The following is a 26,500-nucleotide window of genomic DNA, read 5'->3' as shown; positions in this document are numbered from 1 at the left end:
GAGCGCCCGGCACGCTGAAGGAGACATCATGACCACGCTTCCCATCGACCCCGAGCGGTTTCTTGCGGATCTGCACATGCTGCGTTCCTTCGGCGCGTCTGGAACCGGCAAGGGCGTCTGCCGCCCCGCTTTCAGCAAGGCCGATCTCGACTCCCGCGACTGGCTGGCCGGGCGCATGGAAGAGGCCGGTCTGCGCTCCCATTTCGACCCCGTAGGCTCGCTCTTCGGGCTGGTCCACGGCCCGTCGCTGCTCATCGGGTCTCATTCCGACAGCCAGGTCGAGGGCGGCTGGCTCGACGGCGCGCTCGGCGTGATCGCCGGCCTCGAGGTGGCGCGCGCGGCGCAGGAGGCGGGCGGCCCGCCGGTGTCCTGCGTTTCGTTCCAGGACGAGGAAGGCCGTTTCGGCGTGACCACCGGCAGCGCCATCTGGGGCGGAAATATCTCTCTGGCCGAAGCCGATGCGCTGCAGGGTCCGGACGGCACCTCGCTGGCCGAGGCGCGCAAGGCACTCGGCGCGCGCGCGGGCGCCTTCCTCGACCCCGACCGCTTCACCGGCTTTCTCGAGATGCACATCGAGCAGGGCCCGGTGCTGGACACCGAGGGCGGCAGTCTCGGCGTGGTCGAGGCGATCGTTGGCATGCGCAACCTGACGATGACGCTCAAGGGCGCGCAGAACCACGCGGGCACCACGCCGATGCGCCTGCGCAAGGATGCCTTCCAGGGGCTCGCGGCCTTCACCACGGCGCTCAACGACCGCTTCCGCAACGTGGTCACCCCGGCGACGGTCTGGACCATCGGCCATGTCGAGGTGCACCCCAACGCCCATGCCATCGTGCCGGGCGAGGTGCGCTTCACCCTGCAATGGCGTGACGGCTCGACCGACCGGCTAGATCGGATGGAAGAGATCGCCCGAGACACCGTGCAGGAGATCTGCGCCGAACGCGGCCTCGGACTGGAGTTCGCGCCCAAGCTGGAATTGGCGCCGGTGACAATGGACGCCCGCCTGCGGGGCGCCCTGGAACAGGGTGCCGAAGCCGCCGCCCCGGGCGCATGGCGGGCGATGCCTTCGGGGGCGCTGCATGACGCCACCAACCTGTCGAAGCTGATGCCGGTGGCCATGCTCTTCGTCCCCTCGATCGGCGGCATCAGCCACGACTTCGCCGAGGACACGACCGAGGCCGACCTCGTGACCGGGCTCAGGGCGCTCGCCGGGGCGGTCTCCGCCCTGGGCTGATGCCGCACCGGCGGGAACCGCCTCTGGGCAGCGGCGTTTGTTCGGTGAAACAGACCGGAGGACCCCGTCATGAAGGATGTTCCAAGAGAGCCCGAGGCCATCACCGCCAGCCCGCGCCAGCTCGAGCAGCTGCACCACCTACAGGCGCGCAGCATCGGCGCGCGCGGCTGGTTCGACGAGATGGTGGAAAAGGCCGACCCCGAGTTCCGCTTCGTCGCGGTGCGCTTCCACGGGCTGCACGTCGAGCAGGTGCAACGCCTGACCGCACTGATCACCGCCGTGGGCGGCGACGCCGATCCATCCGACAACATGAGCGCGGCGCTGAAACGCGCCGGCCTGTCGGTGCGCGCGGTCTTCGGCGGCATCGACGGCGACATGATGTCCCGCATCCGCGAGTCCGAGGCCAAGGTGCTGGCCGGCTTCACCGAAGTGATCAAGGCGATGGAGCCCTCGCGCTACCGCGACGAGCTGGTGCAGATGCAGGCAGAGCTGCAGGACTTGTTGCAGACGGTCCAGGGCGAGGAACGCTCTCTTCCGGAAAAGCCGAAGGACGCGTGACAGCGCCTTGAGCCCGCGTGGCGGGTGGTGCAACCTGCAGGGGAGTTTTCCTTCGTGGCAGGTAGATGGCGCAGGCAGTCTTCATCCAAAACCCGCAGTCGATTTACCGGGACGAACCGGGGCGGCGCTACAATTTCCCGCAACAATACCTTGGCATGGTCGAGGAGACTGTGGGCGACTGGGTCGTGGTCTACGAGGGCAAGCGCGGTGCCTTCGGCTACGTGGCGGTGCAAAAGGTCGTCGCCGTCGAACCCGACCCGCTGAGAGACGGTTGGCATTTTGCGGTTTTTGCCCCCGAGACTTTGCTTCAGTTCGAGACGATCGTCCCGCGGGCAGGCCCGGGGGGCGAGCTTTACGAACGGCGCCTTGAGGGGCCCGACGGGCGCGCCTATTCCGGGGGGCTCAACACATCGGCCGTGCGCCGGCTCACACCGCAGGAATTTGCCAGCATCGTCGACGCCGGTCTGCGAGAGATCGAGGGCGCCGACGCCATGCCGCGCGCGGCGGAAGATGATGCGCGTGCTCTCCCGGGCCTCGCCGAGGAGGCCAGCGTCTTCGGTGCCGCCCCTTTGTCTCCGGATCGCACAAAGCTGCTGAGTTCTCGATCCTACCGGGATCAGGCGTTCCAACGCATGGTCAAGCGCGCCTATGACAGCCGCTGCGCGATTTCAGGGCTGCAACTGCGCAATGGTGGCGGCCGGCCCGAGGTGCAAGCCGCGCACATCCGGCCGGTGAAGGACAAGGGACCCGACATCGTCAGCAATGGCCTCGCGCTGTCCGGTACGCTGCACTGGATGTTCGACCGGGGTCTGATCAGCGTGGCCGAGGACCACAGCATCCTCATTTCCCACAACAAGGTGCCCGACGACGTGGCCAAACGGCTGATCGTCCCCGGCCAGAAACTTCTCCTGCCGAAGTCGAGGCGCGACCATCCCCACCCCGAGTACCTGCGCTATCACCGTGAAGAGGTCTTCGGCCAGCTGGGCTGAGCCTCACACCCACTCCACGTCCCCGAGGAAGATGTAGCCCGCGCCGTAGATCGTCTTGATCAGGCGCGGATTCTTCGGGTCCTCACGCAGTTTCGTGCGCAGCCGCGAGATGCGCACGTCCATCGCCCGGTCGAAACTCTCGCCTGCCGCCCCGCCAAGGCTCTCCTGCATATGCGCACGGGTGATCAGCCGTTTCGGACTTTCCAGAAACAGCCGCAGGACCTCGCCCTCAGCATGAGAAAATGGCGTTTCGACGCCCTCAGCGTCCTCCAGCGCATAGCGGTCGAAATGCGCGGTCCAGCCGGCGAAACGCGCAGTCTCGCCCCGGGCAGGCGCGCCGCGCGGGCTGCGCAGCCGGGCGCGGACGCGCGCCACAACTTCGACCGGATCGAAAGGCTTTATGATATAGTCATCCGCGCCCAGCTCGAGCCCGGTGACCCGGTCCTGCACCTGCGCGCGGCCCGACACGATGATCACCACCGCGCCCTGCTCCAGCGCCAACCGGTGCACGAGACCAAGCCCGTCGCGGTCCGGCAGGCCGAGATCGACGAGGCAGACATCCGGCGTGGCCCGCTTCAGCGCTGCCTCGAACTCGGTGGCGCGGCCGAAGGCCATCGTCCGGAATCCCGCCTCGGTCAGCGCTTCCGAGAGGATCGTGCGGATCGCGGGCTCGTCGTCGAGGATCGAAATCAACGGCGCGCTCATGCCGAATCCCCCCCGAGAAACGCCGCCAGCTGTCCCTCGGTGAAGGGCTTGGCGATCACCGGCGCAACCGCCTCCGCTGCCGTCCGTCTCGGATCGCCCGGCGGCAGCGAGGTCATCAACCGCACATCAAGTCCCGGCAGCGCGCCTGGCAAATCCGAGCCGCGCGCCTCGCCTTCCAGCAGCAGGTCCGACAGCACCAGGTCCAGTGACAGCCCCTCTGCCAGCGCCCGCGCCTCCGCCACAGAGCTTGCCTCCACCACCGCGTGACCAAGCCCGGTCAGCATGCCGCGGAGCTGTTCGCGAAGCTCCGCATCGTCCTCGACCAGCAGCGCCAGCCCCCGCGCCTGCATTTCGGGCGCGCGGCGCAGTGGCAGGCGCAGGGTGACCCGGGCACCCGGCTCCGCGTTGCTGATCTTAATCGTGCCCCCCGCAAGCTTGACCATGTCGTAGACCATCGCCAGCCCCAGTCCTGACCCGGAGCCGCCCTTGGTGGTGAAAAACGGATCGAGTGCGTGCTTCAGCGCCTCCGTCGAGAACCCCGGGCCACTGTCACGCACCGTAAGCTCGAGCCAGGTGTCCTTGACCGTGCGCATCTCGACGCAGATCCGCCCGCCCGTCGCGCCGCAGGCATCCCGGGCGTTCAGCACGAGGTTCAGCGCCGCATCCTGCAGCAGCCCCGGATCGAGCAGGAAGGCGCCCTCGGGCGCCGGCGCGATTTCGAGCGTGACGGCTTCCGGCAGCGCCGCGCCGGTCAGCGTCCGCAGGTCGCGCAGGAACAGCTCGGGCACGACCGCCTCGGGGGTCCAGCTCCGGTGCGAGGTGATCCCGGCGATCCGGTCCAGAAGATCGCCGCCGCGCCGCGCCGCCTGCAGCGTCCCGGCCGCCAGCTGTGCCGCCTCGGGCGGCAGTTCCATACGCGCCAGCTTCGACTGCATGCCGAGGATGATGGTCAGCAGGTTGGAGAAATCATGCGCGAGACCCGAGGTCAGCTGCGCCGCCAGCTCACGCCGCCGCGCGTGCTGCAAGGCGGCCCGCGCCTGCGTCTCCTCGGTGACGTCGAGCGACAGGATGTAGACCCCGCGCTCGGCCGGATCGGGAGTGAAGACCGCCCGGATGCGCCGCGACGAGCCGTCGTCGGTGAACTCGAAGATGCTCTGCTGCCCCTCCAGCGCCCGCGTCAGATGCGGCCGCACCTTGGCATAGGCCGACCCCAGCGCCTCGGAGACATGCAGTCCGGCGATCTCCGAGGGGCGCCCCGGCATCACCTGCGACAGGCGACGGTTGGAATAGGTGTAGCGGCACTCGGCATCGACCCGGGCGATATGGGCCGGCATCATCTCGGTGGTCAGCCGCGTGCGCGCCTCCATTTCGGTGAGTTCACGCCGCGCTTCCTCCAGCGCGGCATTGGTTGCGGCGAGTTGGCGGTTGCTGGCGGCAAGCGCCTCGGCGCGGCGGATCACTTCCTCAGACAGCAGCTCCGAACGGGTGCGCAGCAGCTCCTCCTGTGCCTTCACCGCGGTGATGTCGGTGTAAACGGTGACCCAGCCACCCTGCGGCAGCGGCGCCCCTTCGACCGAGATCACCCTTCCATTGGCGCGGGTGCGCTCCATGTAGTGCGGCGCAAAGGCGCGGGCCTGTTCGACCCGGGTCTGCAGGAAAGCCTCCGGATCTTCGACCTCGCCGTATTCTCCGGCCGCAATCAGGTGCCGCACGGTTTCCTCGAACCCTGCGCCGGGCCGGGTCAGCCGCTCGGGCAGGTCGAACATCTCGGCAAAGGGACGGTTGCATACCGCCAGCTTCAGCTCGCGGTCGTAGATCGACAGCGCCTGCTGGATCAGGTTCAGCCCCGCCTGTGTGAGCGCATCCTTGTCCATGAAATCTCCTCCGCCCCAAGGGCTAGCACCCTGCTGCGCAAGAAAGAAGATGTCCCGGCAAAATCGCGCAGCGTCACGCCCTTCCACATGATCCCAAAATCCCGGGGGTGAGGCGCGCAGCGCCCCGCCTCCTTCGATCTTGGTGTCATTGCCGCGCGCCATGTCGATTGGATCGCCCACTGCAGGGATCCGGGAGGAAAGCACCGCGTAGGCCGGTGGACCTGCGCCGCCTGCCACCTGTCAGTCCCAGGTACGGCCCGGTCCGGGTTCACGCCTTCTTGCGCTGGAACAGCAGCGACATCAGTCCCAGTGCCGCGGACGCCAGCATCAGCAGCAGCGACACCGCGTTCAGCACCGGCGTCGAGCCCTGCTTGAGCTTGTCGAACATGGTGATGGTCAGCGGCGAATCCGAGCCCACCAGCATCAGCGTCGTGTTGAAGTTCTCGAAGCTCATCAGCATGGCGACCACCGCCGAGGCGACGATCGCCGGCAGCAGGAAGGGTACGGTGATCTGGCGGATCGCACCCGCCTTCGTCGCCCCGAGGTTCAGCGCCGCCTCCTCGAGGCTCGGGTCGAACTTCTGCAGCCGGGCGGAGATGACCAGCGTCGCGAAGGTGGTGATGAAGGAGAACTGCCCGAGGATGACCAGGATCAGCCCCGGTCGCAGCCCGTCGAACCAGAGCCCGGTGGCGTCTTCGAGCGTGTTGGCGACCGAACTGGTGAACACGAGGATCGAGATCCCGAGGATGACACCTGGGATGATCAGCGGCAGCAGCATCAGCATGTAGAGCAGCGCCTTGCCACGGAAGTCATGACGCACGAAGAGGAAGGCGTTGCAGGTGCCCACGAAGACCGAGAGCACCGACACCCAGGCCGCGACGAAGGCCGAGGTGCCGATCGAGCGCAGGATCGCGCGCTCGTGGAACACGCCGATGAAGGGCGACTCGTTTCCAAAGAACCACGCCAGGGTGAAGCCTTCCCAGGGAAGCGAAGGGAAGAGGCTGTCGTTGAAGGCAAAGACCGAGACCACAGCCAGCGGCAGCCCGAGGTAGATGAAGAACAGCGTCACATAGGCCCGATAGGCCCATTTGGCGAACGGCGATTGCGGCAGGCTGGGTATCATGAGCGCCCCATGGTTTCGGAGAGCGAGCGGCCGGAGAGTTTCAGACCCAGGAAGACCACCAGCGACGAGAGCGCCAGCAGCAGGAAACCGAAGGCCGATCCGAGTTCCCAATTGAAGCGCGTGATGAACTGCGTGTAGATCATCCCGGTGAACCAAAGGCTGTCCTTGCCGCCCAGCAGGATCGGCGTCAGGTAGTTGCCCAGAGACAGCATGAAGACCACGATGCAGCCCGAGACGATACCGGGCATGGCGTGCGGGATGACGATCTCGCGCATCACCGCGGTGGTCGTGCCGCCAAGATCGTAGCCCGCCTCGATCAGGCTGTCATCGAGGCTGTCGAGTGTGGTCACCAGCGGCACGACCATGAACAGGATCGAGGTATAGACCAGCCCGACCATGATCGCCGCGTCATTGTAGAGCATCTCCACCGGACCGCTCACCAGTCCCGCCCATTGCAGGAATTGCGAAAAGACCCCGGTCTCCCGCAAGAGGATCATCCAGCCGAAGGTGCGCACCAGCTCCGACACCCAGAAGGGGATCATGCACATCAGGAAAAGCGTCGTCTTGGTGCGGCCCCGGGTGATCTTTGCAATGTAATAGGCGATGGGAAATCCGAGCAGCAGCGTCAGCGCCGTCGCGAGGATCGACATGATCGCAGTGCGGGCAAAGGTGCGCCAGTAGAGCGGCTCGGTAAAGAAAGCCGAGTAGTTGCCGAAGCCGGTCTCGTACTCGCGCGGGCCGATCTTCTCGCTGATCGAGACGAGGAAGAGCCCGACGTGCGGCAGCAGGATCAGCAGTGCCAGCCACAGCAGGATCGGTGCCAGTAGCAGGTAGAAGCCGAGCTTCGAGGTGTCGGAGGCCATGGCTCAGCCCTCCGCCACTGGGTAGCAGCGCGCCTGCGACGGGTGCCAGCGCGTGGTGACTGCATCGCCCTTGCGCAGCGCCGCGAGCACGCCGGTCTGCGGCAGCGCTGCAGTCATCAGCGAGCCGTCCGACGCCCGCACCGTCACCGTGCTGTTGGCGCCGTTGAAGAGCACCGCATCGACAACCCCGGGCACCATGTTCGCGGCCTCTGCCTGCTCGGAGCCGGCGGGCAGCAGATCGACCGCCTCGGGTCGCAGGAAGACCTCGGCGCGCTGACCGGGCCGCCAGTCGGCGGAGCCCTGCGCCGCGGCGTCGAGCTTCAGTGGCGCGCCGCCGCCGGTCTTCAGGGTCAGCGTGCCACCAGTGGCGTCGACGACCTGTACAGGAATCCGGTTGGCATCACCGACGAAGCCCGCGACGAAGGCGGTGCGCGGCGCGTGGTAGACCTCCTGCGGGGTGCCGATCTGCTCGAAGCGCCCCTTGTTCATCACCGCGATATTGTCGCTCATTACCAGCGCTTCCGACTGGTCGTGGGTGATGTAGACGAAGGTCGTGTTGAACGCCGCCTGCAGCGCCTTGAGCTCCACCTTCATGTGCTCGCGCAGCTTGAGGTCCAGCGCCCCGAGCGGTTCGTCGAGCAAGAGCACATCCGGCTCGAGCACCATGCAACGGGCGATCGCCACCCGCTGCTTCTGCCCGCCCGAGAGCTGGTCGACCCGGCGCTCGGACACGCCCGGCAGGCCGACACGCTCGAGCACCTCGCCGACCCGCCGCTTGATCTCCGCCCTGGCGACGCCGCGCTGACGCAGACCGAAGCCGACGTTCTCACCGATGTTCATCGTGGGAAACAGCGCAAGGTGCTGGAAGACCATCGAGACCGGCCGCTTGTTCGGCGGCACCCCGATCATCGAGCGCCCCTTGATCAGCAGGTCCCCCGAGGTGGGTGACTGGAAGCCGGCGATCATCCGCAGCAACGTGGTCTTGCCGCAGCCCGAGGGCCCGAGGATCGAAAAGAAAGACCCTTGCGGGACGTCGAAGCTGACGCCATCCACGGCGCGGAACTCACTGAATTCCTTGACCAGATCGCGGCATTCGAGATCGGAGGGGGCAAGATCGGGGGTAGTCTCGGTCACGGGTCAACCTTTCAGGCAAGAAAGGGCACCCGCAGGTGCCCTTCCAAGTTCCACTCACAGGCTCAGTTCGCCGCGTTGATACGGTCGAGGGTCTCGCCTTCGAGCGCCTCGAGGCCGGCGGGGACCGGGGGATACCACTTGATATTGTCGATGGCGGCCTGATCGAAGCTGGCCTGGTAGCGGGCCTTGAGCTCGGCATCTACGCCGCCGTCACCGTCCACCGCCGCGGTGAAGTTGCCTGCGGTGTTGGTGATCATCGCCGCGATCTCCGGGCGCATCACGAAGTTGATCCAGGCGTAGGCGGCATCATCCGCGCGGCCGCGTGCGGGCAGTGCAAAGGTGTCGATCCAGCCAAGCGCCCCGGCCTCCGGCGCGACGAAGGTAATGTCGGCGTTGTCGGCGTTCAGCTGCCAGCCGCCGGTATCCCAGGCCATGGCCGCGGTCACCTCGCCCGAACGCAGCAGGTTCTTGATCTCGTCGCCGCCGTCCCAATAAGTCTTTACGTTGGGCTTGCAGGCGGTCAGCGCCTCTTCGACCTGATCGAGAATGCCCTGATAGGCCTCGGTGTCGCCATAGGCGGCAAACGGGTCGAGCCCCATGGAATAGGCGAAACCGATCAGCGTGGGACGCTTGAGGCGGTAGGAGACCTTGCCCGCCACCGCGTCACTGCAGAGGTCGGTATAGTCGGTGACCTCCGGGGCCTCGGCGGTGTTCACCACCAGTCCGCTGGTGCCCCACACATGCGGCAGCCCGTAGACCTCGCCGTCGAATGTGGTGTTCTTCGCGGTCGCGCTCAGCATGGACGGGATGAAGAGATCGCTCTCGACGCGGGACATGTCGATCGGCTTGTAGATGCCGAACTCTTCCTGCGCGCTGGTGATCCGGTCCTGGCTCGGCTGCGCCAGATCGAAGCCGCCGCCGTTGGTGGCGCGCAGCTTGGCGATCATTTCCTCGTTGTTGGAGGTGGTCACCTCGACGGTGTGGCCGGTCTCCTCCTCGAACTTCGCGATGACCTCTTCCGGCGCGTAGCCACCCCAGGTCAGCAGCCGCAGGGTGTCGGCCGAGGCCATCTGCGCGGTGAGGGCGGTTGTCGCGACAAGCGATGCGAGCAACGGATACTTCATGGCTATTTCCCTTGTTGGATCAATCGATGTGTCAGTAAAGGAACGTTTTTTTTTGGCCACATAAGGTCAAATTCCCTCACGTGTGTCCACGAAAAATTAAGCTATTGCGTGTCGCCGTCAGGCAACGGGCCGCGATGCGCAATCCTCACAGGAGGTGTCAGGCCCGCTCAACCGGCCCTGCCTCGGGGCACGGCGCTGGCGCAGCTGTCGGGCGCGGGTCTTCGTATCGCGGTCAGTTCCGGCGTGCGGCGCGGCCACCGCGGCGGCGCGGCGCGGCGGGTGACCGCCCGTCGGACATAACCCGCGTCATCGGATGCCCCGAAACGCCATGGCGCGCCAGCAGCGCCGCCAGCGCAGCCTGCTCATCCGTGCCTTCGGGCAGCGATAGGGCCCAGTCGAGAAAGATCGACCGGCACTCCTCGAGGCTGATGCCCTCGATGCGATAGGCCTCGGCGATCAGCGCCTTGGGATCGAGCGCATCGCCCTTCATTCGGCGGCAACCGGCAGGGCCGCACCGATGATCTCTGCGGCGCGCCCCGTCATCTCGTCGAGTTTTGACTGCAGCGCATCCGGGCCATCCACCCCCGCGAGGCTGGTGAGAAAGGTGCAGCCCCCCGCGCCCAGCTCGTCCGGATCGAGTGCGCCCTCGGTGATCAGCCGCGCCCCGATCTGCAACGCCCAGCACAGCCGGTAGGTGGCGGCGAGATGATCGGCATCGGCGCGGCTGAGCCAGCCCTCCTGCGCCGCCGCGGCGAGGCCGCGCGCCGTGCGCCGCGGTGCCTGTCCCGAGAGCAGCGCGCCCGCCTGGCCCACCAGCTCGATGTCCTGCATGCGCCCCTGCCCCAGCTTCGGGTCCCAGGCATCGCCCGAGCCCTTGGCGGCGGCGATGCGGGCGCGCATCTTCGCCAGCTCCGCCAACACCTCGGCCCGGTCGCGCGGTGTGGCCAGCAGCTCGCGCCGTCGCGCCTCGACCTCCGCCGCCAGTTCGGCCGGCCCCGCCACGACCCGCGCGCGCGTCAGCGCGAGATGCTCCCAGACCCAGGCGTTCTCGCGCTGGTACTCGGTGAAGGCGGCCAGCGAGGTCGCCACCGGTCCCTGGTTGCCGGAGGGGCGCAGGCGCATGTCAACTTCGTAGAGCCGTCCCTCCGCCATCGGCGCGGTCATCGCGGTGATCAGCGCCTGCGTCAGGCGGGCGTAATAGGTGCGCGAGGGCAGCGGGCGGCGGCCCTCCGAGGCCTCCGCCCCATCCGCGTCGTAGATCACGATGAGATCGAGGTCGGAATGGGCGTGCAGCCGCCCTGCGCCAAGGCTGCCCATACCCACCACCACCGCGCCGCGGCCCGGCGCATCGCCGTGCTTGCGGGCGAACTCCGTTTGCACGACGGGTGCCAGTGCAGCGAGCGTCGCCTCGGCCAGCTCGGCGTAGTGCTTGCCCGCCTCCTGCGGCTCGGAGATGCCGCGCAGCAGGTGCACGCCGATGCGGAAGTGCCACTCGTGCTGCCAGCGGCGGGTCTGGTCGAGCTGCCGTTCGTAGTCGTCCTCGCGCGCCAGCAGCTGATGCAGATCGGCGGTCAGTGCCGCGACCCCCGGCCAGGGCGCGAAGAAGTCGCCGCCGATCACCGCATCGAAGACTTGCGCGTTGCGCGACAGGTGCAGCGCCAGCTCGGGCGAGACCGAAACGATGTCGACCAGCAGGTCGACGAGCTGCGGGTTGGCCTCGAAGAGCGAAAAGAGCTGCACCCCCGCCGGCAGACCCGCGAGGAATCCGTCGAAGGCCGAGAGCGCCTCTTCGGGGCGGGCAGCACGGCCGAGGCGGCAGAGGATCTCGGGGCGCAACCGATTGAAGATCTCCACCGCGCGCCCCGAGCGCAGCGCCGGGTAGCTTGGCCAGCGGGCGACCAGCGGGCTGTCCTCGAGCGGCGAGGCGGCGGCGGGCTCGCCGCGGCTCTCTGGCGCAAAGAACCCCTCGGTCAGCTCGTGCACCTCTTCGAGCCGCGCCTTCAGGTCGCCCTTCAGCTCGCCAAGATCGCGCCCGCAGAGCGCGGCGAGCCGTTCGAAGCCCTCCTCGCTGCCCGGCAGCGCGTGGGTCTGGGCGTCCTGCACCATCTGGATGCGGTGCTCGATCTCGCGGTGCGCGCGGTAGTGGCCGACCAGCGTCTCGGTGACCTCGCCCGGCACCCAGCCGGTCTCGGCCAGCACCCGCAGCCCCGGCACGGTGCCGCGCACCCGCAGCGCCGGGTCGCGGCCGCCGGCGATGATCTGGCGGGTCTGGGTGAAGAACTCGATCTCACGGATGCCGCCGCGGCCCAGCTTCATATTGTGCCCCGGCAGGGTGATCGGCCCCGACAGCCCCTTGGCCTCGCGGTAACGCAGGCGCATGTCGTGGGCGTCCTTGATCGCGGCAAAATCGAGGTGCTTGCGCCAGACGAAAGGCCGCAGCGATTCAAGGAACCGCCCGCCCGCCTCGGGATCCCCGGCGCAGGGCCGCGCCTTGATCCAGGCGGCCCGCTCCCAGGCACGGCCGAGGCTCTCGTAGTAGCGCTCGGCGGCCTCCATCGCCATGCAGACCGGGGTGACGGCGGGATCGGGGCGCAGCCGCAGGTCGGTGCGGAAGACATAGCCCTCGCCGGTCAGATCGTTGAGCGTGGCGCTCATGCGCTTGGTCGCGCGGATGAAGGAGGCGCGCGCCTCGTGGAAATCGTCACGGTCGAAGCGGGTCTCGTCGAAGAGACAGATGAGATCGATGTCGGAGCTGTAGTTCAGCTCCCCCGCGCCCATCTTGCCCATGGCAAAGACCACCATGCCGCCGGCGGTGGCGATGTCGTCTTCGGTCGCCCCGGGCAGTTTGCCGCGCTTCACCTCGCGCGCGATGGCGTCGCGCAGGGCGATCTGCGTCGCGAGGTCGGCGAAATCGGTGAGCGCGCCGGTGACCTGCTCCAGCCGCCAGGCACCGCCAAGATCGGCAAGCCCGACCAGCAACGCCACCCGGCGCTTGGCCTCGCGCAGCGGCGCGCCGGGATCGCCTTCGATCTTCTGCAAGGTGCCGAAGAGGGTCTCAAGCGCCTCCTCCGGCGCGTCCACCGCGCCTTCGAGCCAGCCGCTTTCCTTGCGGATCAGTCCCGCGAGATAGGGGCTGGAGCCGCCCGTCCCCTCGATCAGATCGGCGACCGCGCCGGAGGCCCAGGGCACGGACTCGCGCGCCTCCTGTCCGAGGGCGGGCTCGAAGGGGCGCGGCAGGCGGGTGATCGCATCGGCAAGGCTCATGGCTGCAGATGGCCACGACTGGCGGCTTTGTGCAATGCCATGTGAAAATCGGTGGCTTGCCGCGCCGCCGCATGGGCGGCTATCCCTCGGTCCGGGAAACACCATCGGCAAGACGGGAGACGAGTATGAGCAAGAGCCTGAAACGGGTGCGCGCCGCGCTGGATGACGCCGGCCTGCCGGTCGAGATCGTCGAGGTGGAGAAGGCCCGTACCGCACAGGAGGCGGCGGAGGCCGTGGGCTGCGAGCTCGACCAGATCGCCAAGTCGATCATCTTCCGCGCCGAGGAGAGTGGCGAGGCGGTGCTGTTCCTGACGGCAGGCGGCAACCGGGTCTGCGCCGATAAAGCCTCGGCGCTGGCTGGCGAGCCGCTGGGCAAGGCCGATGCGGCGCTGATCCGGGGCCAGACCGGCTTTGCCATCGGGGGCGTGTCGCCGGTCGGGCACCTGTCGCCGATCCGTGCCTGGATCGACCCGCGCCTGCTGGAGTTCCCGCGGGTCTGGGCGGCGGCGGGCACGCCGCGGCATCTCTTCGCGCTCGACGCCCACGTGCTGCCCGGGCTGACGGGTGCGGTGGCCGCGGAGTTCACCGAGTGAGCAGCTTGGACTTCCTGATCGACGGCGACGGGCCGGACCGGACGACGGTCATGCTTGCGCATGGGGCGGGCGCGGCGATGGACAGCCCTTTCATGGCGCGCATGGCCGAGTTGCTGGCGGCGCGCGGGCTGCGCGTGGCGCGGTTTGAATTCGCCTACATGGCACAACGGCGCAGCGGCGGCCCGAAGCGCCCGCCACCCAAGATAGACGTTCTGCAGGAGGAATACCGCGCCGCGATCAATGCGCTGGAGTGCCCCGGCCCGCTCTACATCGGCGGCAAGTCCATGGGCGGTCGGGTCGCGAGCCTGATCGCCGATGAGCTTTTCAGCGCCGGGGCGATCTCGGGGCTGGTCTGCCTCGGCTATCCGTTCCACCCCACCGGCAAGCCGGAAAAGCTGCGCACCGAGCATCTCGCCGCGCTGCGGACCCCGACGCTCATATGCCAGGGCACGCGCGATCCCTTCGGCACGCGCGAAGAGGTGGCCGGCTACGGGCTGTCGCCGGCCATCACGCTGCACTGGCTGGAAGACGGTGATCATGACCTCAAGCCGCGCCGGCGCGTGAGCGGACTGAACCACGAGGACACTCTCTCGAGCGCCGCCGGAACAATTTCGGACTGGATCGCAGGGATCGGCTAAGCCCTGCAACGGACGCGGCACCCTCGGCCCGCCCGCCCAGCGCTGCGCTCAGGCCCGGCTGTCCGGCAGCGAGATGTTCGCCACCTGCTCGGCGATGGGGTCGGTGCTCAGCGGGTGGGTCTCGGAGGCATAGTCATCATCGCTGCGCATCGGCTCCCAGCGGCCGCGGCGATAGATCTCCAGCGCCGAGAACTGCGCCTTGTAACCCATCTTCGGCGAGCCGGGCACCCAGTAGCCGAGGTAGACATAGGGCAGCCCCGCCTCACGCGCGATGTCGATGTGGTCCAAGATCATCCAGGTGCCGAGACCGGCCTTGGGCAGCTCGGGATCGTAGAAGGAATAGACCATCGACAGCCCGTCATCGAGCACGTCGGTCAGGCAGACCGCTGCCAGTTCACCGCTCTCGCGGTCGCTATATTCCACCACGCGGCTGCGGATCGGGGTCTCCTCGATCATCGCGGCGAACTCGAAGATGTCCATGTCAGCCATGCCGCCATCGGCGTGACGCGCATCGAGGTAGCGGCGGAACAGCTCGAACTGGTCCTCCGTCGCCCAGGGGCTGGAGGCCCTCCGCTGCAGGTGCGCGTTGCGCCTCAGAGACCGGCGCTGGCTTTTCGAGGGTTCGAAGCGCCGCACGTCAATGCGCGCCGAAAGACAGGCCGAGCATTCCGAACAGGACGGCCGGTAGAGCACGTTTTGCGACCGGCGGAAGCCCTGTTTGGACAGACTGTCGTTGAGCTTCTCCGCGTAATCACCCTGAAGAGCGGTGAAAAGCTTCCGCTCCATCCGGCCCGGCAGATACGGGCAGGGTTGCGGCGCCGTGACGTAGAATTGCGGCGCAAGGGGCAGCGAGTGACGCATTTCGGAACTGTCCGGACTGTTTGAAAGAAAAACGTAACAACGAAACGCGCAGTCGCCAACCCCGAGGCGATCGTACAAGGGCGTGTTTGCAGAACATATGCGAGAAATTGCGGAAGATCGCCCAAGTCTCGGCGGCCGGCGTGGCGCGTGAACCTCTAAGGCGGCGGCCCTGCGAGAGGTCGGGGAGGCTTGTTCCCGTCGTCGGGACCCTAGTCCGCTAACTTCGACTCACATATCACGGCGCGTTCTTCGGCGTAGTTTCAAGCGCCTCTGCCATCCCATTCAGACGACCAGCCGCCCCTTGCCCCTCGACGACCAGCCATGTTTCGGACCATCCCGCGCAGCTTACTGACCTGCTTGGCAATGACCTGTGCCGCGCAGAGTTGTCGCGCATTACCGGCGATCGGCTTGGTGTCGTGCTTGCGTCTACCCGGTCGAGTGCCGACGTGATGCCGAAGTGTCAGCTTGCCAGGGCCGTCGCCGCGAACATGCCGAACCTTTCACAGTCCGCGAGTCTGCTGGCAACGCAAAAGGGCCACGGCGAACCGTGGCCCTTCTTGTCATGTTGCCCCCGCATTGGCGAGAAACGGCAGGCTCGTGTGGCGGGCCACCTGCAGGATCACCGGCGGGATCACGAGGCGCGGCGGTTCAGCGCCACGGTGCCCAGCGCCAGGTCGGTCAGCCCCTGCCCCCGCTCGGTGGCCAGCATGCAGACGATCGAGACGATCTGCAGCGGCGCTATCGAGACAGAAACCGTGTAGCCAAGAGTGTGCAGCAAGGCCTGCGGCAGGCCGAAGCGCTGACCCTGCCAGTCGCGGAACTCGATCGCCATGAGGCGCATGCCCCAGGTCGCCGAGCCGGTGGCCAGCGTTGCCACCCGGTAGCCGAAGCTCACCACCAGCCAGATGGCAAAGAAGATGAACACCCCCAGGAAGGCGGTGAACAGCAGGGCGATGAACACCAGCACGGCGACGATCATCGTGTCGATGACCCAAGCCATGCCACGCTTGAGCGCAACGCTTTCGTAGAAGGCGCGCTGATGCACCGGGTCGGGAAGCTGGGAATAGGTCGCGTTGGGGTACATGTCTCTCTCGCTCGGGCTGTCCGTCTCGGGCGGGTGCAGGTCTATGGGATCAGTGGGTCAGTTGGGGACGATGGCTGGCAAAGTCCAGTGCAAAGCCGGGGCAAAGTCCTCTGGCGCGGCGGAGCCATGGCCCGGCATGGGCCATGGCTGGTTGGAGATCGTGGCGATCAGGCCTCTTCGATCTCGCCCTTTTCACGCTCGTCGCGGGCCTTGCGGGCGCGCTCGTCCATGAACTGGTCGAACTCGGACTTGTCACGGGCTTCGCGCAGGCGCTGCAGGAAGTCCTCGAAGCTCTTCTGCTCGTCCTCGAGGCGGCGCAGCGTGTCGGCCTTGTAGGCGTCGAAGGCAACGTTGCCACTGGGGCGCATGGCGTTGAAGCCCTGCTGGAACGCGGCGTGACGGTGGCTGTGGCGATTGCGGCAGGACTTTCCGAACATGCGTTTGCTCCAGATCATGTAGGCCAGAAGGGCAAGCCCGATCGGCCAGAAGAAGATGAAACCGAGGATCATGGCGACGATCCACGCGGGTTTGCCCCGCTGGTCGAGCCAGAACTCGGCACGGCGCAGCCAGCCGGGGTTGGCGGGCTGGGTGTAGTGCTGCGAGGCGGCGGTCATGGGTCGTTTCCTTTCGGTTCGGGTGATGTGAATGCCTTTCACATTATCGAAGATCGGTATTCGACCCGCCCCCTTCAAGGGGTGATGTGAAGGGTTTTTACATTTTTCGCTCCGGGCCAGATGTCGCCGTATCCCCGGTCTTCCTGTCCCGGTCTGCATCCCCCTGTTGCTACAGGGGCTTCCCTGTTGACCCCGCGGACCCGGATGTACGTGCCTTGGCCGCTCAGCTTCCGCCGCATGGGGCCCTGGCGCACCAATCGTGATCTCTTCTCTGCCCTCCGGTGCTTCCCTCAGCCCAAATGTTCTGGCAATGTTCTCATCTATCCACCTACCCCGACTCCGCTGCCACCGTTCCCGGTTCTCTTGTCTGCCCACATGCGCCCCCTGCCCGCCAGCCCGCCTCTTGCCGAGGCCGACCCGCTCTCGCTCTGCCCCGCCCGGGTGCATGAGGCCGAGGGGCGTGCGCGGCGTGGCTTTGCGCTGTTTCAGGCCACGCGCCACGCGGGGCCACTGGTCTGGATCCTGCCGCGCCATGCGCCGCAGACGCCGCTGCTGCGCGGCCTGCCCGAGGGTGTGGGGGCGCGGCTGCACCTCGTGCGGACCCAGAGTGAAACCGATCTTCTGTGGACCGCCGAGGAGGCGCTGCGCTGCCCCGCCGTAGGGCTGGTCGTGGCCGAACCCGGAGAGCTGCTCTCGCTCACCGCCGGGCGGCGGCTGCAACTGGCGGCAGAAGCCGGCAAGACCACCGGGCTGATGCTTCTCCAGAGCGGACAGGGCAGCAATGCCGCCGAGACACGCTGGGCTTGTGAACAGCTGCCTTCCCCTGCGCCGGACTCGACTCTGCAGCAATGGGAGCTTATCAAGAACAAAAAGGGAACATTGAAACTCTGGACCGTGGATTGGCATGGCGAGACGTCTGCTTTCCATATGGTTTCCGCGGCTGGCGAGCGACACGAGCCTGCGGAAACGCCCCGTTGAGGGGCCGTTTGCTCTGACCCTGCGGTCGGGCAATTCCGATCACCTGCACTGTGTCTCCCCCTTGGCGCAGGCGCATGGGCTGGCGCGCGGCATGGCGCTGGCCGACGCCCGCGCCATCTGCCCCGATCTGGCCACCCGCCCCGCCGACCTGGCGCGCGAGGCAGCGGCGCTCTCGGGTCTGCGCCGCTGGGCCGGGCGCTATGCGCCGCTGGTGGCGCGCGACGGGTCCGACGGGCTGATCGCCGACATCACCGGGGTGCCGCATCTCTTCGGCGGCGAGGCCGCGCTGCGCGCCGATCTGCATGACCGGCTGGAGCGCACGGGGCTGGCAGCGCAGAGCGCCATCGCCGGCACCCGCGGCGCGGCCCATGCGCTGGCCCGCCACGGCGGCGGGGTGCTGCCCGAGGGCGCGCTGGCCGAGGGGCTCGGGCCACTGCCCGTCTCTGCTCTGCGCATCGACCACGACACCGCCGCCACGCTCTCCCGCGTCGGGCTGACCCGCATCGCCGATCTCGTGCACCTGCCCCGCGCGCCGCTGGCGAAACGCTTCGGCCAAGGTCTGGTCACCCGGCTCGATCAGGCGCTCGGCACCCGTCCCGAGCCGGTGGATGCCGAGCGCGAGGCACCGCATTTCGGCGTGCGCATGACCCTGCCCGAGCCCATCGGCCTGCAGGAGGACGTGATGGCAGGCCTCGCGCGGCTGCTCGAGCGGCTCTGCGCCCAGCTTACCCACCACCAGCACGGCGCGCGGCGGGTGCTCCTGGAACTGCGCCGGGTCGACCGCGAGACGGCGCATGTGCGGGTCGGCCTCGCCCGGCCCATGCGCGACCCCGCCCGAATTGCCGCGCTCTTCGAAAAGGGTGTGGCCGAGGTCGAGGCGGGCTTCGGCATCGATGCGCTGCGGCTCTGCGCCGAGGTGACGGAGAAGCTGCCTCCCGAGCAGCTTGGTCCCGGTGGCCCCAAGCTGCGCAGCGAGGACGCGATGGCGGACCTGATCTCGCGGCTCGGCAACCGGCTCGGCTTTGACGCCGTACAGCGCCTGCTGCCCGCCGACAGCACCATCCCCGAGCGCAGCTTCCTCATCGCCCCCGCCGCCTACAGCGAAGCCGAAGAGGCCCCGCCCCGGCGCGGCCCGCCGCGGCCGCAGATCCTCTTTCCGCCCGAGATGGTCAGCGGCGCGCGCGGCGCGCAGCCCGGCCATCCGCCCGCGCAGTTCCGCTGGCGCAACATGCGCTTTTCCACGCTGCGCGCGACGGGGCCCGAGCGCATCGCCCCCGAATGGTGGTTCGACGATCCCACCTGGCGGTCGGGGATCCGCGACTACTGGCGCATCGAGACGCGCGAGGGGCCGCGGCTCTGGCTGTTCCACACGCCGCAGGTGGCGGGCTGGGACGCGGGCGGCGCGCAGGACTGGTTCGTGCAGGGGGAATTCGCATGAGGGACCGACCATGACCCCCTATGCCGAGCTCTGCGTGACCAGCAACTTCACCTTCCTCACCGGGGCCTCGCACCCCGAGGAGCTGGTCACCCGTGCCGCCGAGCTGGGGCTCGAGGCCATCGCCATCACCGACCGCAACTCGGTGGCGGGGGTGGTGCGCGCCTTCTCGGCCCTGAAGGAGCTGGAGCGACTGCAGGGCGAGGCACGCGAGGCGGCAGAGGCGGCAGCGCGCGAGGCCCCGGCGATCCGGTCGCAGTCTCTGACCGATCCGTCGAGCCGCCAGCGCGTGGCGCAGGTGCCGCCCGGGGCCGCGCCGCTGCTGCCGCCCGAACGCCCGCTGCCCCGGCTCATCGCGGGGGCGCGGCTGGTGCTGTCCGACAGCCCGCTCGAGTGGCTCGCCCTGCCCTGCGACATCGCCGCCTGGGCGCGACTGACGCGGCTGCTGTCGCTGGGCAAGCGGCGGGCGGAGAAAGGCGCGTGTCACCTTACCCGCGCCGACCTGCATGCCGCCTGCGAGGGGATGATCCTCATCGCCCTGCCGCCCGACCCGCTGGAACCCGGGGCACCCCGCACCCCCCCCGACCCCGAGCTGCGCGAGATGCTCCGGCGCTGCCCCGGCCGCACCTATCTCGGGGCCGCGCCAGTCTACGACGGGCGCGACCAGATACGGCTCGACCACCTCGCCCGGCTGTCGCAGCAGACCGGCCTGCCGCTGGTGGCCCTCGGGGATGTGTTGATGCACCGCTCGGCCCGGCGTCCGCTGGCCGACGTACTGACCTGCCTGCGCGAGGGCTGCACCATCGACAATATCGGCAGCCGGCGGCTGACCAACGGCGAGCGGCGGCTGAAGTCCGGCGACGAGATGGCCCGGCTCTTCCACCGCTACCCCGCCGCCCTGCGCCGCACCACCGAGATCTCGGGTCGCTGCGCCTTCCGCCTCGACGAGCTGCGGTACCAGTACCCGGACGAGGCGCGGGACGGCGAGCCGGCGCAGGACCGGCTCGCCCGGCTCTCGCGCGAGGGGCTGCACTGGCGCTACCCCGCAGGCCCGCCGCCGAAGATCGTGCACCGGGTGGAAAAGGAACTGCGGCTGATCGGCGAGATGGGCTACGCCTCATATTTCCTGACGGTCTACGACATCGTCGCCTTTGCCCGCTCGCGCGGCATCCTGTGCCAGGGGCGCGGCTCGGCGGCCAACTCGGTGGTCTGCTACCTGCTCGGCGTCACCGAGGTGCCGCCCGAGAGCATCACGCTGATCTTCGAGCGCTTCATCTCCAAGGAACGCGGCGAGCCGCCTGACATCGATGTCGATTTCGAGCATGAGCGCCGCGAGGAGGTGATCCAGTGGATCTACGAGCGCTACGGCCGCGAACGCGCCGGGCTCACCGCCACGGTGATCCACTTCCGCTCGCGCGCGGCGATCCGCGAGGTCGGCAAGGTGATGGGGCTGAGCCAGGACGTGATCGCCCGGCTCTCCGGGCAGATCTGGGGCTGGTCGTCGAGCGCCCCCGACGAGGACCGGATGCGCGACGCCGGGATCGACCCGACCGACGACCGGGTGCTGATGACCGCCAAGCTGATCGAGGAGATCATCGGTTTCCCGAGGCACCTGTCGCAGCACGTGGGTGGCTTCGTCATCACCCAGGGGCGGCTCGACGAGCTCTGCCCGATCGAGAACGCCGCGATGGACGACCGCACGGTGATCGAATGGGACAAGGACGACATCGACGCGCTGGGGCTTTTGAAGGTCGACATCCTCGCGCTGGGGATGCTGACCTGCATCCGCAAGGCGTTCTCGCTGCTGGTCGAGCACCGAGGCCAGCAGCTGACGCTGGCCAATGTCCCTGCCGAAGACCCAAAGGTCTACGACATGCTCTGCCGTGCCGATGCCATCGGGGTGTTTCAGGTGGAAAGCCGGGCGCAGCTGAACTTCCTGCCGCGGATGCTGCCGCGACGGTTCTACGATCTGGTGTGCGAGGTCGCCATCGTGCGCCCCGGCCCCATTCAGGGCGGCATGGTGCATCCCTTCATCAACCGCCGTCAGGGCAAGGAGCCGGTCGAAGACCTTGGCCCGGCGATGATGGAAGTGCTGGGCCGCACCTACGGCGTGCCGCTGTTTCAGGAGCAGGCGATGCAGATCGCCGTGGTCGCCGCCGGCTTCACCCCCGCCGAGGCCGACCGGCTGCGCCGCAGCCTCGCCACCTTCAAGCGCATGGGCACCATCGGGGCCTTCCGCGACCGCTTCGTTTCCGGGATGCTGGCGCGCGGCTATGCGGCGGATTTCGCCGAGCGCTGCTTTGCCCAGATCGAGGGCTTCGGCAGCTACGGCTTTCCCGAGAGCCACGCCGCCAGCTTCGCCCGGCTGGTCTATATCTCGGCCTGGCTGAAGCGGCACCACCAGGCGATCTTCACCTGTGCGCTGCTCAACGCCCAGCCCATGGGCTTTTACGCCCCCGCCCAGCTGGTGCGCGACGCGCGCGAGCACGGGGTCGAAGTGCGCCCGGTCTCTGTGAACCACTCCGACTGGGACAACACGCTCGAGCCGCGCCCCGATGGCAGCCTCGCCCTGCGGCTCGGCTTCCGCCAGATCAAGGGGCTCCGCGAAGAAGATGCCGCCTGGATCGTCGCGGCGCGTGGCAACGGCTATCCCGACGTCGAAAGCCTCTGGCGCCGCGCCGGGGTGAAGCCCGCGACGCTGGAGCGGCTGGCCGAGGGCGACGGCTTCGCCGCGCTCGGCCTCACCCGGCGCGACGCGCTCTGGGCCGCCAAGGCGCTGCAGGCGCCGAAGCCGCTGCCGCTCTTCGGGGGCGATGGCGAAGGTGGCATGGAGCCCGACGTGATCCTGCCCGCCATGACGCTCGGGCAGGAGGTGGTCGAGGATTACCTCTCGCTGCGCCTGAGCCTACGTGCCCACCCCATGGAACTGCTGCGCCCGCGCCTGCCCGAGAGCCTGCCGCACGTGCAGCTGGACAAGGTGCCCCATCGCCACCGCATCACCGTGACCGGGCTGGTGATCACCCGCCAGCGCCCCGGCACCGCCTCGGGGGTGATCTTCCTGACGCTGGAGGACGAGACCGGCACCTCCAACGTGGTGGTCTGGACGAAGATCTACGAGACCTTCCGCAAGGCGGTGATCGCGGGACGACTGCTGCGCGTCACCGGGCGGCTGGAACGCGAGGGCGTGGTGACCCATCTCATCGCCGAGACGGTCGAGGATCTGTCGGAGTTGCTCTTCGATCTCGGCGGGCCGGTGCCGATCCTCGGGCCGATCGAGGCCAACGACGGCCGCGCCGACGAGACCCGCCGCCCGGCCGGCGGCAGCAGACGCGGCACCGCTGCCCGCCACCCCCGGGAGCAGGCAAAAAAGCTGTTTCCAAGTCGGGACTTCCACTGAAAAGTTCAACCTTAACGCGAAAACGCAGCCAAGCCGTATCGTAGCTGAACCAAATTACACCGTCACAAATTCAACCGTTGCGAAAACACCGGCACTTCACGTAAATTAACAATCCGTAAACCTGCCGCCCCAAGGCCACGGACCCCGCAATGCTCATCGCAAAAACCGATCTCGAAGCGACCGCCCTTTCGACGGTCATGGGCTATCTTGCGCAGCGCACCACCGTCTGCGCCAAGGTGCTGGACCGCGATGGCAAGGTGATCGCGGTCAACAAGCGTGGGCTGGAATTGCTCAATACCGACGCCGACACGATCTGCGGCCAGGTCTGGACCGGATTCTGGGACGGGGCAGAACGGGTGAAGGCAGAGGCCGCGCTGGCCACCGCCTTCGGCGGCAAGCCTTCGAGTTTTGTCGGCAGCTTCACGAGCGAGACCGGCAACCAGAGCGAGTGGGAAGTGGAGATCGTGCCTCTGGACTGGGCAGAGGGTGAGGTCGCCCGGGTGCTCGCCCTCTCCTCTTTCATGTCAGGCACCGCGCCCGACAAAAAACACACGCGCGAGGCTTTCGAGGACCGGGATATGCTGAGTTCTCTGAGCGAGCTGTTCCACACGCTGACCAACCTGACCGCTGTTTCGACCAGTGCTGCCAACATCCTGCGCCGCGGCGTCGACCAGGAGCGCGCCGACGCGCTGGCCGAAGCGCTGAGCGAAGCCGGTGAGCGAGCCGCGCAGGCGGTCGAATGCCTGCGCGAACAGATCGACGGCAGCAAGGACGGCGAGCAGACCGCCTGAGCAGCCCACCTGCGCCTCCCATCTTCAAACTCTCGAGTCTCGATGCCTACCCCGCCAGCCTGCGCCGCGGCTCAGCCCCGATCTCGCGCGCCCAGCCGTCCGACGGCCTTCGACAGCGTTTCGATGGTGAAAGGCTTGCTGGTCATCGGCGCGCTGGGGAAACGCGACAGCCAGTCGGACTGGCCGGCATAACCGCTCGCCAGCACGAAGGGCACACCGCGCCGCGCCAGCATTTCCGCAACCGGCAGGCTGGTTTCCGAGCCGAGGTTCACGTCGAGCACCGCCACCGAGACCGGGTGCGCGTCGATGATCCGCAGCGCCTCTGCCACCGAGGAAGCGGTGTGCACGGTCTCGGCCCCGAGGTCCGACAGGATGTCAGCGGCATCCATGGCGATGATCATGTTGTCCTCGACCACCAGCGCCACGCCCGAGATCCCCTTGCTTAGGGAAGCGCCGTCCTGCGGCGCAGGTGCAGCGGAAGGCACCGTATCCGGCGCGTCGCTCACGTAGCGTTCGGGCAGAAGGAACTCGGCCCGCAGGCCGGTCAGCTCGAAGTGCACATCCGCCTTGCCCTTCAACTCGAAGGGAATCGACTTCTCGATGATCGTGGTGCCAAAGCCCCGCCGCTCGGGTGCCCGCACCGCCGGACCACCGCTCTCGGCCCAACCGATGCGGACGATCCCGTCCGGCAGCTTTTCGACCGCCACCTCGACCCGGCCTGCAGGCACCGACAGCGCGCCGTATTTGACCGAGTTGGTCACCAGTTCGTGCAGCACCAGCGCCATGGTGGAAAAGGCATCGGGCGCAAGCAGCACGGGCGCGCCGGTGATCGCGACGCGGTGTTCCTCACCGGCGATATAGGCCCCCAATTCGACGGCCAGCAGCTCGCGCAGCGCCACCGGATGCCACTCGGTCGAGGTCAGCTGGTCATGCGCCTGCGCCAGCGCGTGGATGCGCCCGTCGACCGCCGCGGTGAACTCCTCGATGGTATGCGCCGACTGTCGCGACTGACCCACCAGCGAGCGGATCAACCCGAGCACGTTGCGCACCCGGTGATTGAGCTCGGCGATCAGCAGCTCCTGCTGGTCCTGCGCCCGCTTGCGCTCGGCATTGACCTCGTCCGAGAGCTTGAGCACCACCTCGAGCAGGGTCACGCGGATCGCCTCGGCGGCCTTCAGAACGGTTGGCGACCAGCTCTCCGAGCGGCCCGCAACGTCCTGCTTCCAAAGCTCGAAGCTCTTGCGCGGGGTCAGTCGCGTGCCCAGCGGGCCGACCTCGACCGGCTTGTTGGGGTTGCCCGCCCAGTTGACCTGCCGCACGACTTCCGAGCGGAAGAGCACGATGTAATCGCGCGGCGTGCGCGACACGGGGATTGCCAGGATGCCCGCGCAGTCGGCCTTCAGCGCCTCCATCGAGGGCAGGCGCGCGACGAGGCTGTCCGTGGCATAGACCCGGCTCGCGGCGGCGGTGTTGAGAAAGCGCGCGATGGTCTGGAACTGCTCCTTGGAGGGGGTCTGTCCCTGGGCGACGTAGTCACCATCGGAATAGAGAGCGATGCCGTCATGCGGGATCACCTTCTGAATCTCGCGGGCGATGCTGGGCAGGCTGGCGGCCAGCCCCTCGCCGGAACTCATCTGCATCATCAGGCGGTCATGCAGACGCTGCGCACGGCCAACGGTGTCGCTGGTAGATCTCGCCTCCTGCCTCTCGAGCTCGTAGGCGAAGAACTGCGCCAGCAGCTCCACGGCGGTGCGTCTCTGGTAGTCGACGTGCAGCGGCTCGCGATGATGGCAGGCAAAGAGCCCCCAGAGCTCGCCCCGGATGACGATGGACACAGACATCGACGCCCGCACCTTCATGTTGCGCAGGTATTCGAGGTGGATCGGCGAGACGGCGCGCGACATGGCCAGCGAGAGATCGAGCGGCTGGCCCTCGGGACTCTGCGGCGGCACGATCGGCGAGACATCGTCGTCAACGTCGGCGATCAGCCGCAGCAGGCTGCGCTTGTAGAGCGCCCGCGCCTGCCGCGGGATGTCGGAGGCCGGGAAATGCAGTCCGAGATAGGTTTCCGCATCCCCTCCGTCCTTGGCCTCGGCGATGACCGTGCCATCGCCCTCGGGACCAAACTGATAGACCATCACCCGATCGAACCCCGTGAGCGCCCGCAGTTGCCGGGCGGCCTCTTCCGACGCCCCTGCCAGATCGTTCTGCGAGGACACCCGCCGCAACATGGGGGTCACCAGCGCCAGCTCGTCCTGCTCGGCGACGCGGACCTTGGGTTCGAACTCGAAAATGAAGCTCGAACCGGACTGATGCGCACTGATGTCGAACAGCCGCCCGTCGCCGAAGACGTCGTAGCCGAACAGCCGCGCCACGGCGTTCTCGTGACTGGTGCCGCCCAGCTTCTCGCGCAGTTCCTCCACTGTTTCGCGCGGCATGACCTCGCTGAAGCTCCGCCCGGTCAGGTCTTCGGCCTGAAGGCCAAGAAGCGTTCCGGCGTTTTGCGAGACGTGCTGCACGATCCAATCGGCCGAGATCGCGACCAGCGCCGCGAAGCTCTGCACGTTGCCGAGCAGATGAATGGGTTCGCGGTCGCAATTGGTGAGATCGACTGGCGTATCGGTCGAAATGAAGGAATCGTTCATGGGGCTCCGTCGACGGGCGCGCTCAGAACCGCCCGCGTTTCGTGTTCGAAAATGGAAAAGGCGCGAATGGCATCGCGCAGAACGCGGCGCGATTCCGCACTATCGTCTGGCTGTGCGCCAAGCCGCAGGCAGAAGGCGCGCCAGGCGACACGATCCCCGGTCAGCGCGAAAAATCCCCGGGTGGGCGGTTCGGGCAGCGTCCGGCGCAGCACCGCGGTGCCAAGCTGCGAGCCCAGCAACAGGTAGGCCACGGCGTCGCCGTGCAGAGGCAGGTCAAGCCCCGGCCCCGGCAAAGGCTGCGGCCCCAAGTCCTCGTCCAGTGCTTTGAGCGTATCTCTCAGGGCCGTCGCGGCCTCGGCCGCGTCCCAGCCGCAGGCTGCCCCAAGCCGCGTGAACCCGCGCCTCTGCACCTCGCAGAAAGCACGACGATCATCCGAGCTTGTGAGATCGAGCCGGGAAAGCTGGGCGTCGAGACGGCGATGCGGGCCCGCGGTCGCGCTGCGGAGGGCATCCCTCAGATTGCAGTCCCGGAGCAGATCCGGGGCGTCCACGAAGTCCTTCACACTGCCTGTCCCTGTTGTTTTATTTTATGCCGA

General features: G+C 67.9%; 22 protein-coding genes. 9 read left to right on the top strand and 13 right to left on the bottom strand.

Annotated elements, in window-relative coordinates:
- The first annotated feature begins 28 nt into the window (after window positions 1-28).
- From BM397_RS23045 to BM397_RS23035, 3 genes are all read left to right on the top strand, one after another.
- A complete protein-coding gene (locus BM397_RS23045) occupies window positions 29-1,234 on the top strand; it encodes a hydantoinase/carbamoylase family amidase (protein WP_092429076.1) in 1,206 nt (401 codons plus the stop codon).
- A gap of 69 nt (window positions 1,235-1,303) precedes the next feature.
- Complete coding sequence (locus tag BM397_RS23040; RefSeq protein WP_092429078.1) at window positions 1,304-1,792, top strand: DUF2383 domain-containing protein; 489 nt, start codon at window positions 1,304-1,306, stop codon at window positions 1,790-1,792.
- 65 nt (window positions 1,793-1,857) lie between these two features.
- A complete protein-coding gene (locus tag BM397_RS23035) occupies window positions 1,858-2,781 on the top strand; it encodes an HNH endonuclease (protein WP_092429080.1) in 924 nt (307 codons plus the stop codon).
- Between the two features lie 3 nt (window positions 2,782-2,784).
- Here the strand turns inward: BM397_RS23035 and BM397_RS23030 are convergent, their stop codons facing one another.
- From BM397_RS23030 to BM397_RS22995, 8 genes are all read right to left on the bottom strand, one after another.
- Entirely contained in the window at window positions 2,785-3,486 is a 702-nt protein-coding gene (locus BM397_RS23030) for a response regulator transcription factor (RefSeq protein ID WP_092429082.1), read from the bottom strand.
- A complete protein-coding gene (locus tag BM397_RS23025; RefSeq protein WP_092429084.1) occupies window positions 3,483-5,360 on the bottom strand; it encodes a PAS-domain containing protein in 1,878 nt (625 codons plus the stop codon). The genes BM397_RS23030 and BM397_RS23025 overlap by 4 nt, the downstream gene beginning before the upstream one ends.
- A gap of 268 nt (window positions 5,361-5,628) precedes the next feature.
- The gene (locus BM397_RS23020) at window positions 5,629-6,483 is read right to left on the bottom strand and encodes an ABC transporter permease (protein ID WP_092429086.1); all 855 of its coding nucleotides are present in this window, start codon (window positions 6,481-6,483) and stop codon (window positions 5,629-5,631) included.
- Window positions 6,480-7,346, bottom strand: a complete 867-nt coding sequence (locus BM397_RS23015) for an ABC transporter permease (protein ID WP_092429088.1) — start codon at window positions 7,344-7,346, stop codon at window positions 6,480-6,482. The genes BM397_RS23020 and BM397_RS23015 overlap by 4 nt, the downstream gene beginning before the upstream one ends.
- 3 nt (window positions 7,347-7,349) lie before the next feature.
- A complete protein-coding gene (locus tag BM397_RS23010) occupies window positions 7,350-8,480 on the bottom strand; it encodes an ABC transporter ATP-binding protein (protein ID WP_092429090.1) in 1,131 nt (376 codons plus the stop codon).
- Between the two features lie 62 nt (window positions 8,481-8,542).
- On the bottom strand, window positions 8,543-9,604 hold the full coding sequence (locus BM397_RS23005; RefSeq protein ID WP_092429092.1) for an extracellular solute-binding protein: 1,062 nt from the start codon (window positions 9,602-9,604) through the stop codon (window positions 8,543-8,545).
- A 232-nt stretch (window positions 9,605-9,836) separates the two neighbouring features.
- Window positions 9,837-10,094, bottom strand: a complete 258-nt coding sequence (locus BM397_RS23000) for a hypothetical protein (protein WP_092429094.1) — start codon at window positions 10,092-10,094, stop codon at window positions 9,837-9,839.
- The gene (locus BM397_RS22995) at window positions 10,091-12,868 is read right to left on the bottom strand and encodes a [protein-PII] uridylyltransferase family protein (RefSeq protein ID WP_092429096.1); all 2,778 of its coding nucleotides are present in this window, start codon (window positions 12,866-12,868) and stop codon (window positions 10,091-10,093) included. The genes BM397_RS23000 and BM397_RS22995 overlap by 4 nt, the downstream gene beginning before the upstream one ends.
- A 125-nt stretch (window positions 12,869-12,993) precedes the next feature.
- Between BM397_RS22995 and BM397_RS22990 the strand changes: the two genes are divergently transcribed.
- Window positions 12,994-13,461 (top strand): YbaK/EbsC family protein, encoded by a 468-nt coding sequence (locus BM397_RS22990; protein ID WP_092429098.1) that lies wholly within the window; start codon window positions 12,994-12,996, stop codon window positions 13,459-13,461.
- A gap of 5 nt (window positions 13,462-13,466) precedes the next feature.
- Complete coding sequence (locus BM397_RS22985; protein ID WP_092429233.1) at window positions 13,467-14,099, top strand: alpha/beta family hydrolase; 633 nt, start codon at window positions 13,467-13,469, stop codon at window positions 14,097-14,099.
- Window positions 14,100-14,147: 48 nt separating this feature from the next.
- Here BM397_RS22985 and BM397_RS22980 read toward each other — a convergent pair whose 3' ends face one another.
- The 3 genes from BM397_RS22980 to BM397_RS22970 all read right to left on the bottom strand — a co-directional run bounded on the left by BM397_RS22980 (window position 14,148) and on the right by BM397_RS22970 (window position 16,658).
- Window positions 14,148-14,960, bottom strand: coding sequence for an arginyltransferase (locus tag BM397_RS22980; RefSeq protein ID WP_092429100.1), 813 nt, complete (start codon window positions 14,958-14,960; stop codon window positions 14,148-14,150).
- A 631-nt stretch (window positions 14,961-15,591) separates the two neighbouring features.
- Complete coding sequence (locus BM397_RS22975; protein ID WP_092429102.1) at window positions 15,592-16,044, bottom strand: RDD family protein; 453 nt, start codon at window positions 16,042-16,044, stop codon at window positions 15,592-15,594.
- A 167-nt stretch (window positions 16,045-16,211) separates the two neighbouring features.
- Window positions 16,212-16,658, bottom strand: a complete 447-nt coding sequence (locus tag BM397_RS22970) for a DUF2852 domain-containing protein (protein WP_092429104.1) — start codon at window positions 16,656-16,658, stop codon at window positions 16,212-16,214.
- 375 nt (window positions 16,659-17,033) lie between these two features.
- On the opposite strand from BM397_RS22970, the gene BM397_RS22965 reads away from it, so the two are divergent.
- The 4 genes from BM397_RS22965 to BM397_RS22950 all read left to right on the top strand — a co-directional run bounded on the left by BM397_RS22965 (window position 17,034) and on the right by BM397_RS22950 (window position 23,259).
- Window positions 17,034-17,636: an ImuA family protein gene (locus BM397_RS22965; protein ID WP_245696193.1), complete on the top strand. Its 603-nt coding sequence runs from the start codon at window positions 17,034-17,036 to the stop codon at window positions 17,634-17,636.
- Entirely contained in the window at window positions 17,563-19,074 is a 1,512-nt protein-coding gene (locus BM397_RS22960) for a Y-family DNA polymerase (RefSeq protein WP_092429106.1), read from the top strand. The genes BM397_RS22965 and BM397_RS22960 overlap by 74 nt, the downstream gene beginning before the upstream one ends.
- Window positions 19,075-19,084: 10 nt before the next feature.
- Window positions 19,085-22,468, top strand: a complete 3,384-nt coding sequence (locus BM397_RS22955; RefSeq protein ID WP_092429109.1) for an error-prone DNA polymerase — start codon at window positions 19,085-19,087, stop codon at window positions 22,466-22,468.
- A gap of 149 nt (window positions 22,469-22,617) precedes the next feature.
- On the top strand, window positions 22,618-23,259 hold the full coding sequence (locus BM397_RS22950) for a PAS domain-containing protein (protein WP_092429111.1): 642 nt from the start codon (window positions 22,618-22,620) through the stop codon (window positions 23,257-23,259).
- Window positions 23,260-23,330: 71 nt separating this feature from the next.
- Here BM397_RS22950 and BM397_RS22945 read toward each other — a convergent pair whose 3' ends face one another.
- Complete coding sequence (locus BM397_RS22945; protein ID WP_092429113.1) at window positions 23,331-25,904, bottom strand: HWE histidine kinase domain-containing protein; 2,574 nt, start codon at window positions 25,902-25,904, stop codon at window positions 23,331-23,333.
- A complete protein-coding gene (locus BM397_RS22940) occupies window positions 25,901-26,467 on the bottom strand; it encodes a heme oxygenase-like domain-containing protein (RefSeq protein WP_092429115.1) in 567 nt (188 codons plus the stop codon). Before BM397_RS22940 ends, BM397_RS22945 begins: the two co-directional genes overlap by 4 nt.
- Between the last annotated feature and the right edge of the window lie 33 nt (window positions 26,468-26,500).

It is taken from the genome of Alloyangia pacifica, assembly GCF_900116195.1.
GTDB classification, from domain to species: domain Bacteria; phylum Pseudomonadota; class Alphaproteobacteria; order Rhodobacterales; family Rhodobacteraceae; genus Salipiger; species Salipiger pacificus.
Note: the sequence above shows the minus strand (reverse complement) of the source record. Positions and strands in the feature narration are given on the sequence as shown.

Excerpts from the sequence above, each read along its gene's own strand:
- BM397_RS23005 (WP_092429092.1), bottom strand. The coding sequence starts at position 9,604 with ATGAAGTATCCGTTGCTCGCATCGCTTGTCGCGACAACCGCCCTCACC.
- BM397_RS22945 (WP_092429113.1), bottom strand. The coding sequence starts at position 25,904 with ATGAACGATTCCTTCATTTCGACCGATACGCCAGTCGATCTCACCAAT.
- BM397_RS22955 (WP_092429109.1), top strand. The coding sequence starts at position 19,085 with ATGACCCCCTATGCCGAGCTCTGCGTGACCAGCAACTTCACCTTCCTC.
- BM397_RS23030 (WP_092429082.1), bottom strand. The coding sequence starts at position 3,486 with ATGAGCGCGCCGTTGATTTCGATCCTCGACGACGAGCCCGCGATCCGC.
- BM397_RS22965 (WP_245696193.1), top strand. The coding sequence starts at position 17,034 with ATGCGCCCCCTGCCCGCCAGCCCGCCTCTTGCCGAGGCCGACCCGCTC.
- BM397_RS22980 (WP_092429100.1), bottom strand. The coding sequence starts at position 14,960 with ATGCGTCACTCGCTGCCCCTTGCGCCGCAATTCTACGTCACGGCGCCG.
- BM397_RS22990 (WP_092429098.1), top strand. The coding sequence starts at position 12,994 with ATGAGCAAGAGCCTGAAACGGGTGCGCGCCGCGCTGGATGACGCCGGC.
- BM397_RS23040 (WP_092429078.1), top strand. The coding sequence starts at position 1,304 with ATGAAGGATGTTCCAAGAGAGCCCGAGGCCATCACCGCCAGCCCGCGC.
- BM397_RS23025 (WP_092429084.1), bottom strand. The coding sequence starts at position 5,360 with ATGGACAAGGATGCGCTCACACAGGCGGGGCTGAACCTGATCCAGCAG.
- BM397_RS23000 (WP_092429094.1), bottom strand. The coding sequence starts at position 10,094 with ATGAAGGGCGATGCGCTCGATCCCAAGGCGCTGATCGCCGAGGCCTAT.
- BM397_RS22975 (WP_092429102.1), bottom strand. The coding sequence starts at position 16,044 with ATGTACCCCAACGCGACCTATTCCCAGCTTCCCGACCCGGTGCATCAG.
- BM397_RS22970 (WP_092429104.1), bottom strand. The coding sequence starts at position 16,658 with ATGACCGCCGCCTCGCAGCACTACACCCAGCCCGCCAACCCCGGCTGG.
- BM397_RS23035 (WP_092429080.1), top strand. The coding sequence starts at position 1,858 with ATGGCGCAGGCAGTCTTCATCCAAAACCCGCAGTCGATTTACCGGGAC.
- BM397_RS23020 (WP_092429086.1), bottom strand. The coding sequence starts at position 6,483 with ATGATACCCAGCCTGCCGCAATCGCCGTTCGCCAAATGGGCCTATCGG.
- BM397_RS22995 (WP_092429096.1), bottom strand. The coding sequence starts at position 12,868 with ATGAGCCTTGCCGATGCGATCACCCGCCTGCCGCGCCCCTTCGAGCCC.
- BM397_RS22960 (WP_092429106.1), top strand. The coding sequence starts at position 17,563 with ATGGCGAGACGTCTGCTTTCCATATGGTTTCCGCGGCTGGCGAGCGAC.
- BM397_RS22950 (WP_092429111.1), top strand. The coding sequence starts at position 22,618 with ATGCTCATCGCAAAAACCGATCTCGAAGCGACCGCCCTTTCGACGGTC.
- BM397_RS23015 (WP_092429088.1), bottom strand. The coding sequence starts at position 7,346 with ATGGCCTCCGACACCTCGAAGCTCGGCTTCTACCTGCTACTGGCACCG.
- BM397_RS23045 (WP_092429076.1), top strand. The coding sequence starts at position 29 with ATGACCACGCTTCCCATCGACCCCGAGCGGTTTCTTGCGGATCTGCAC.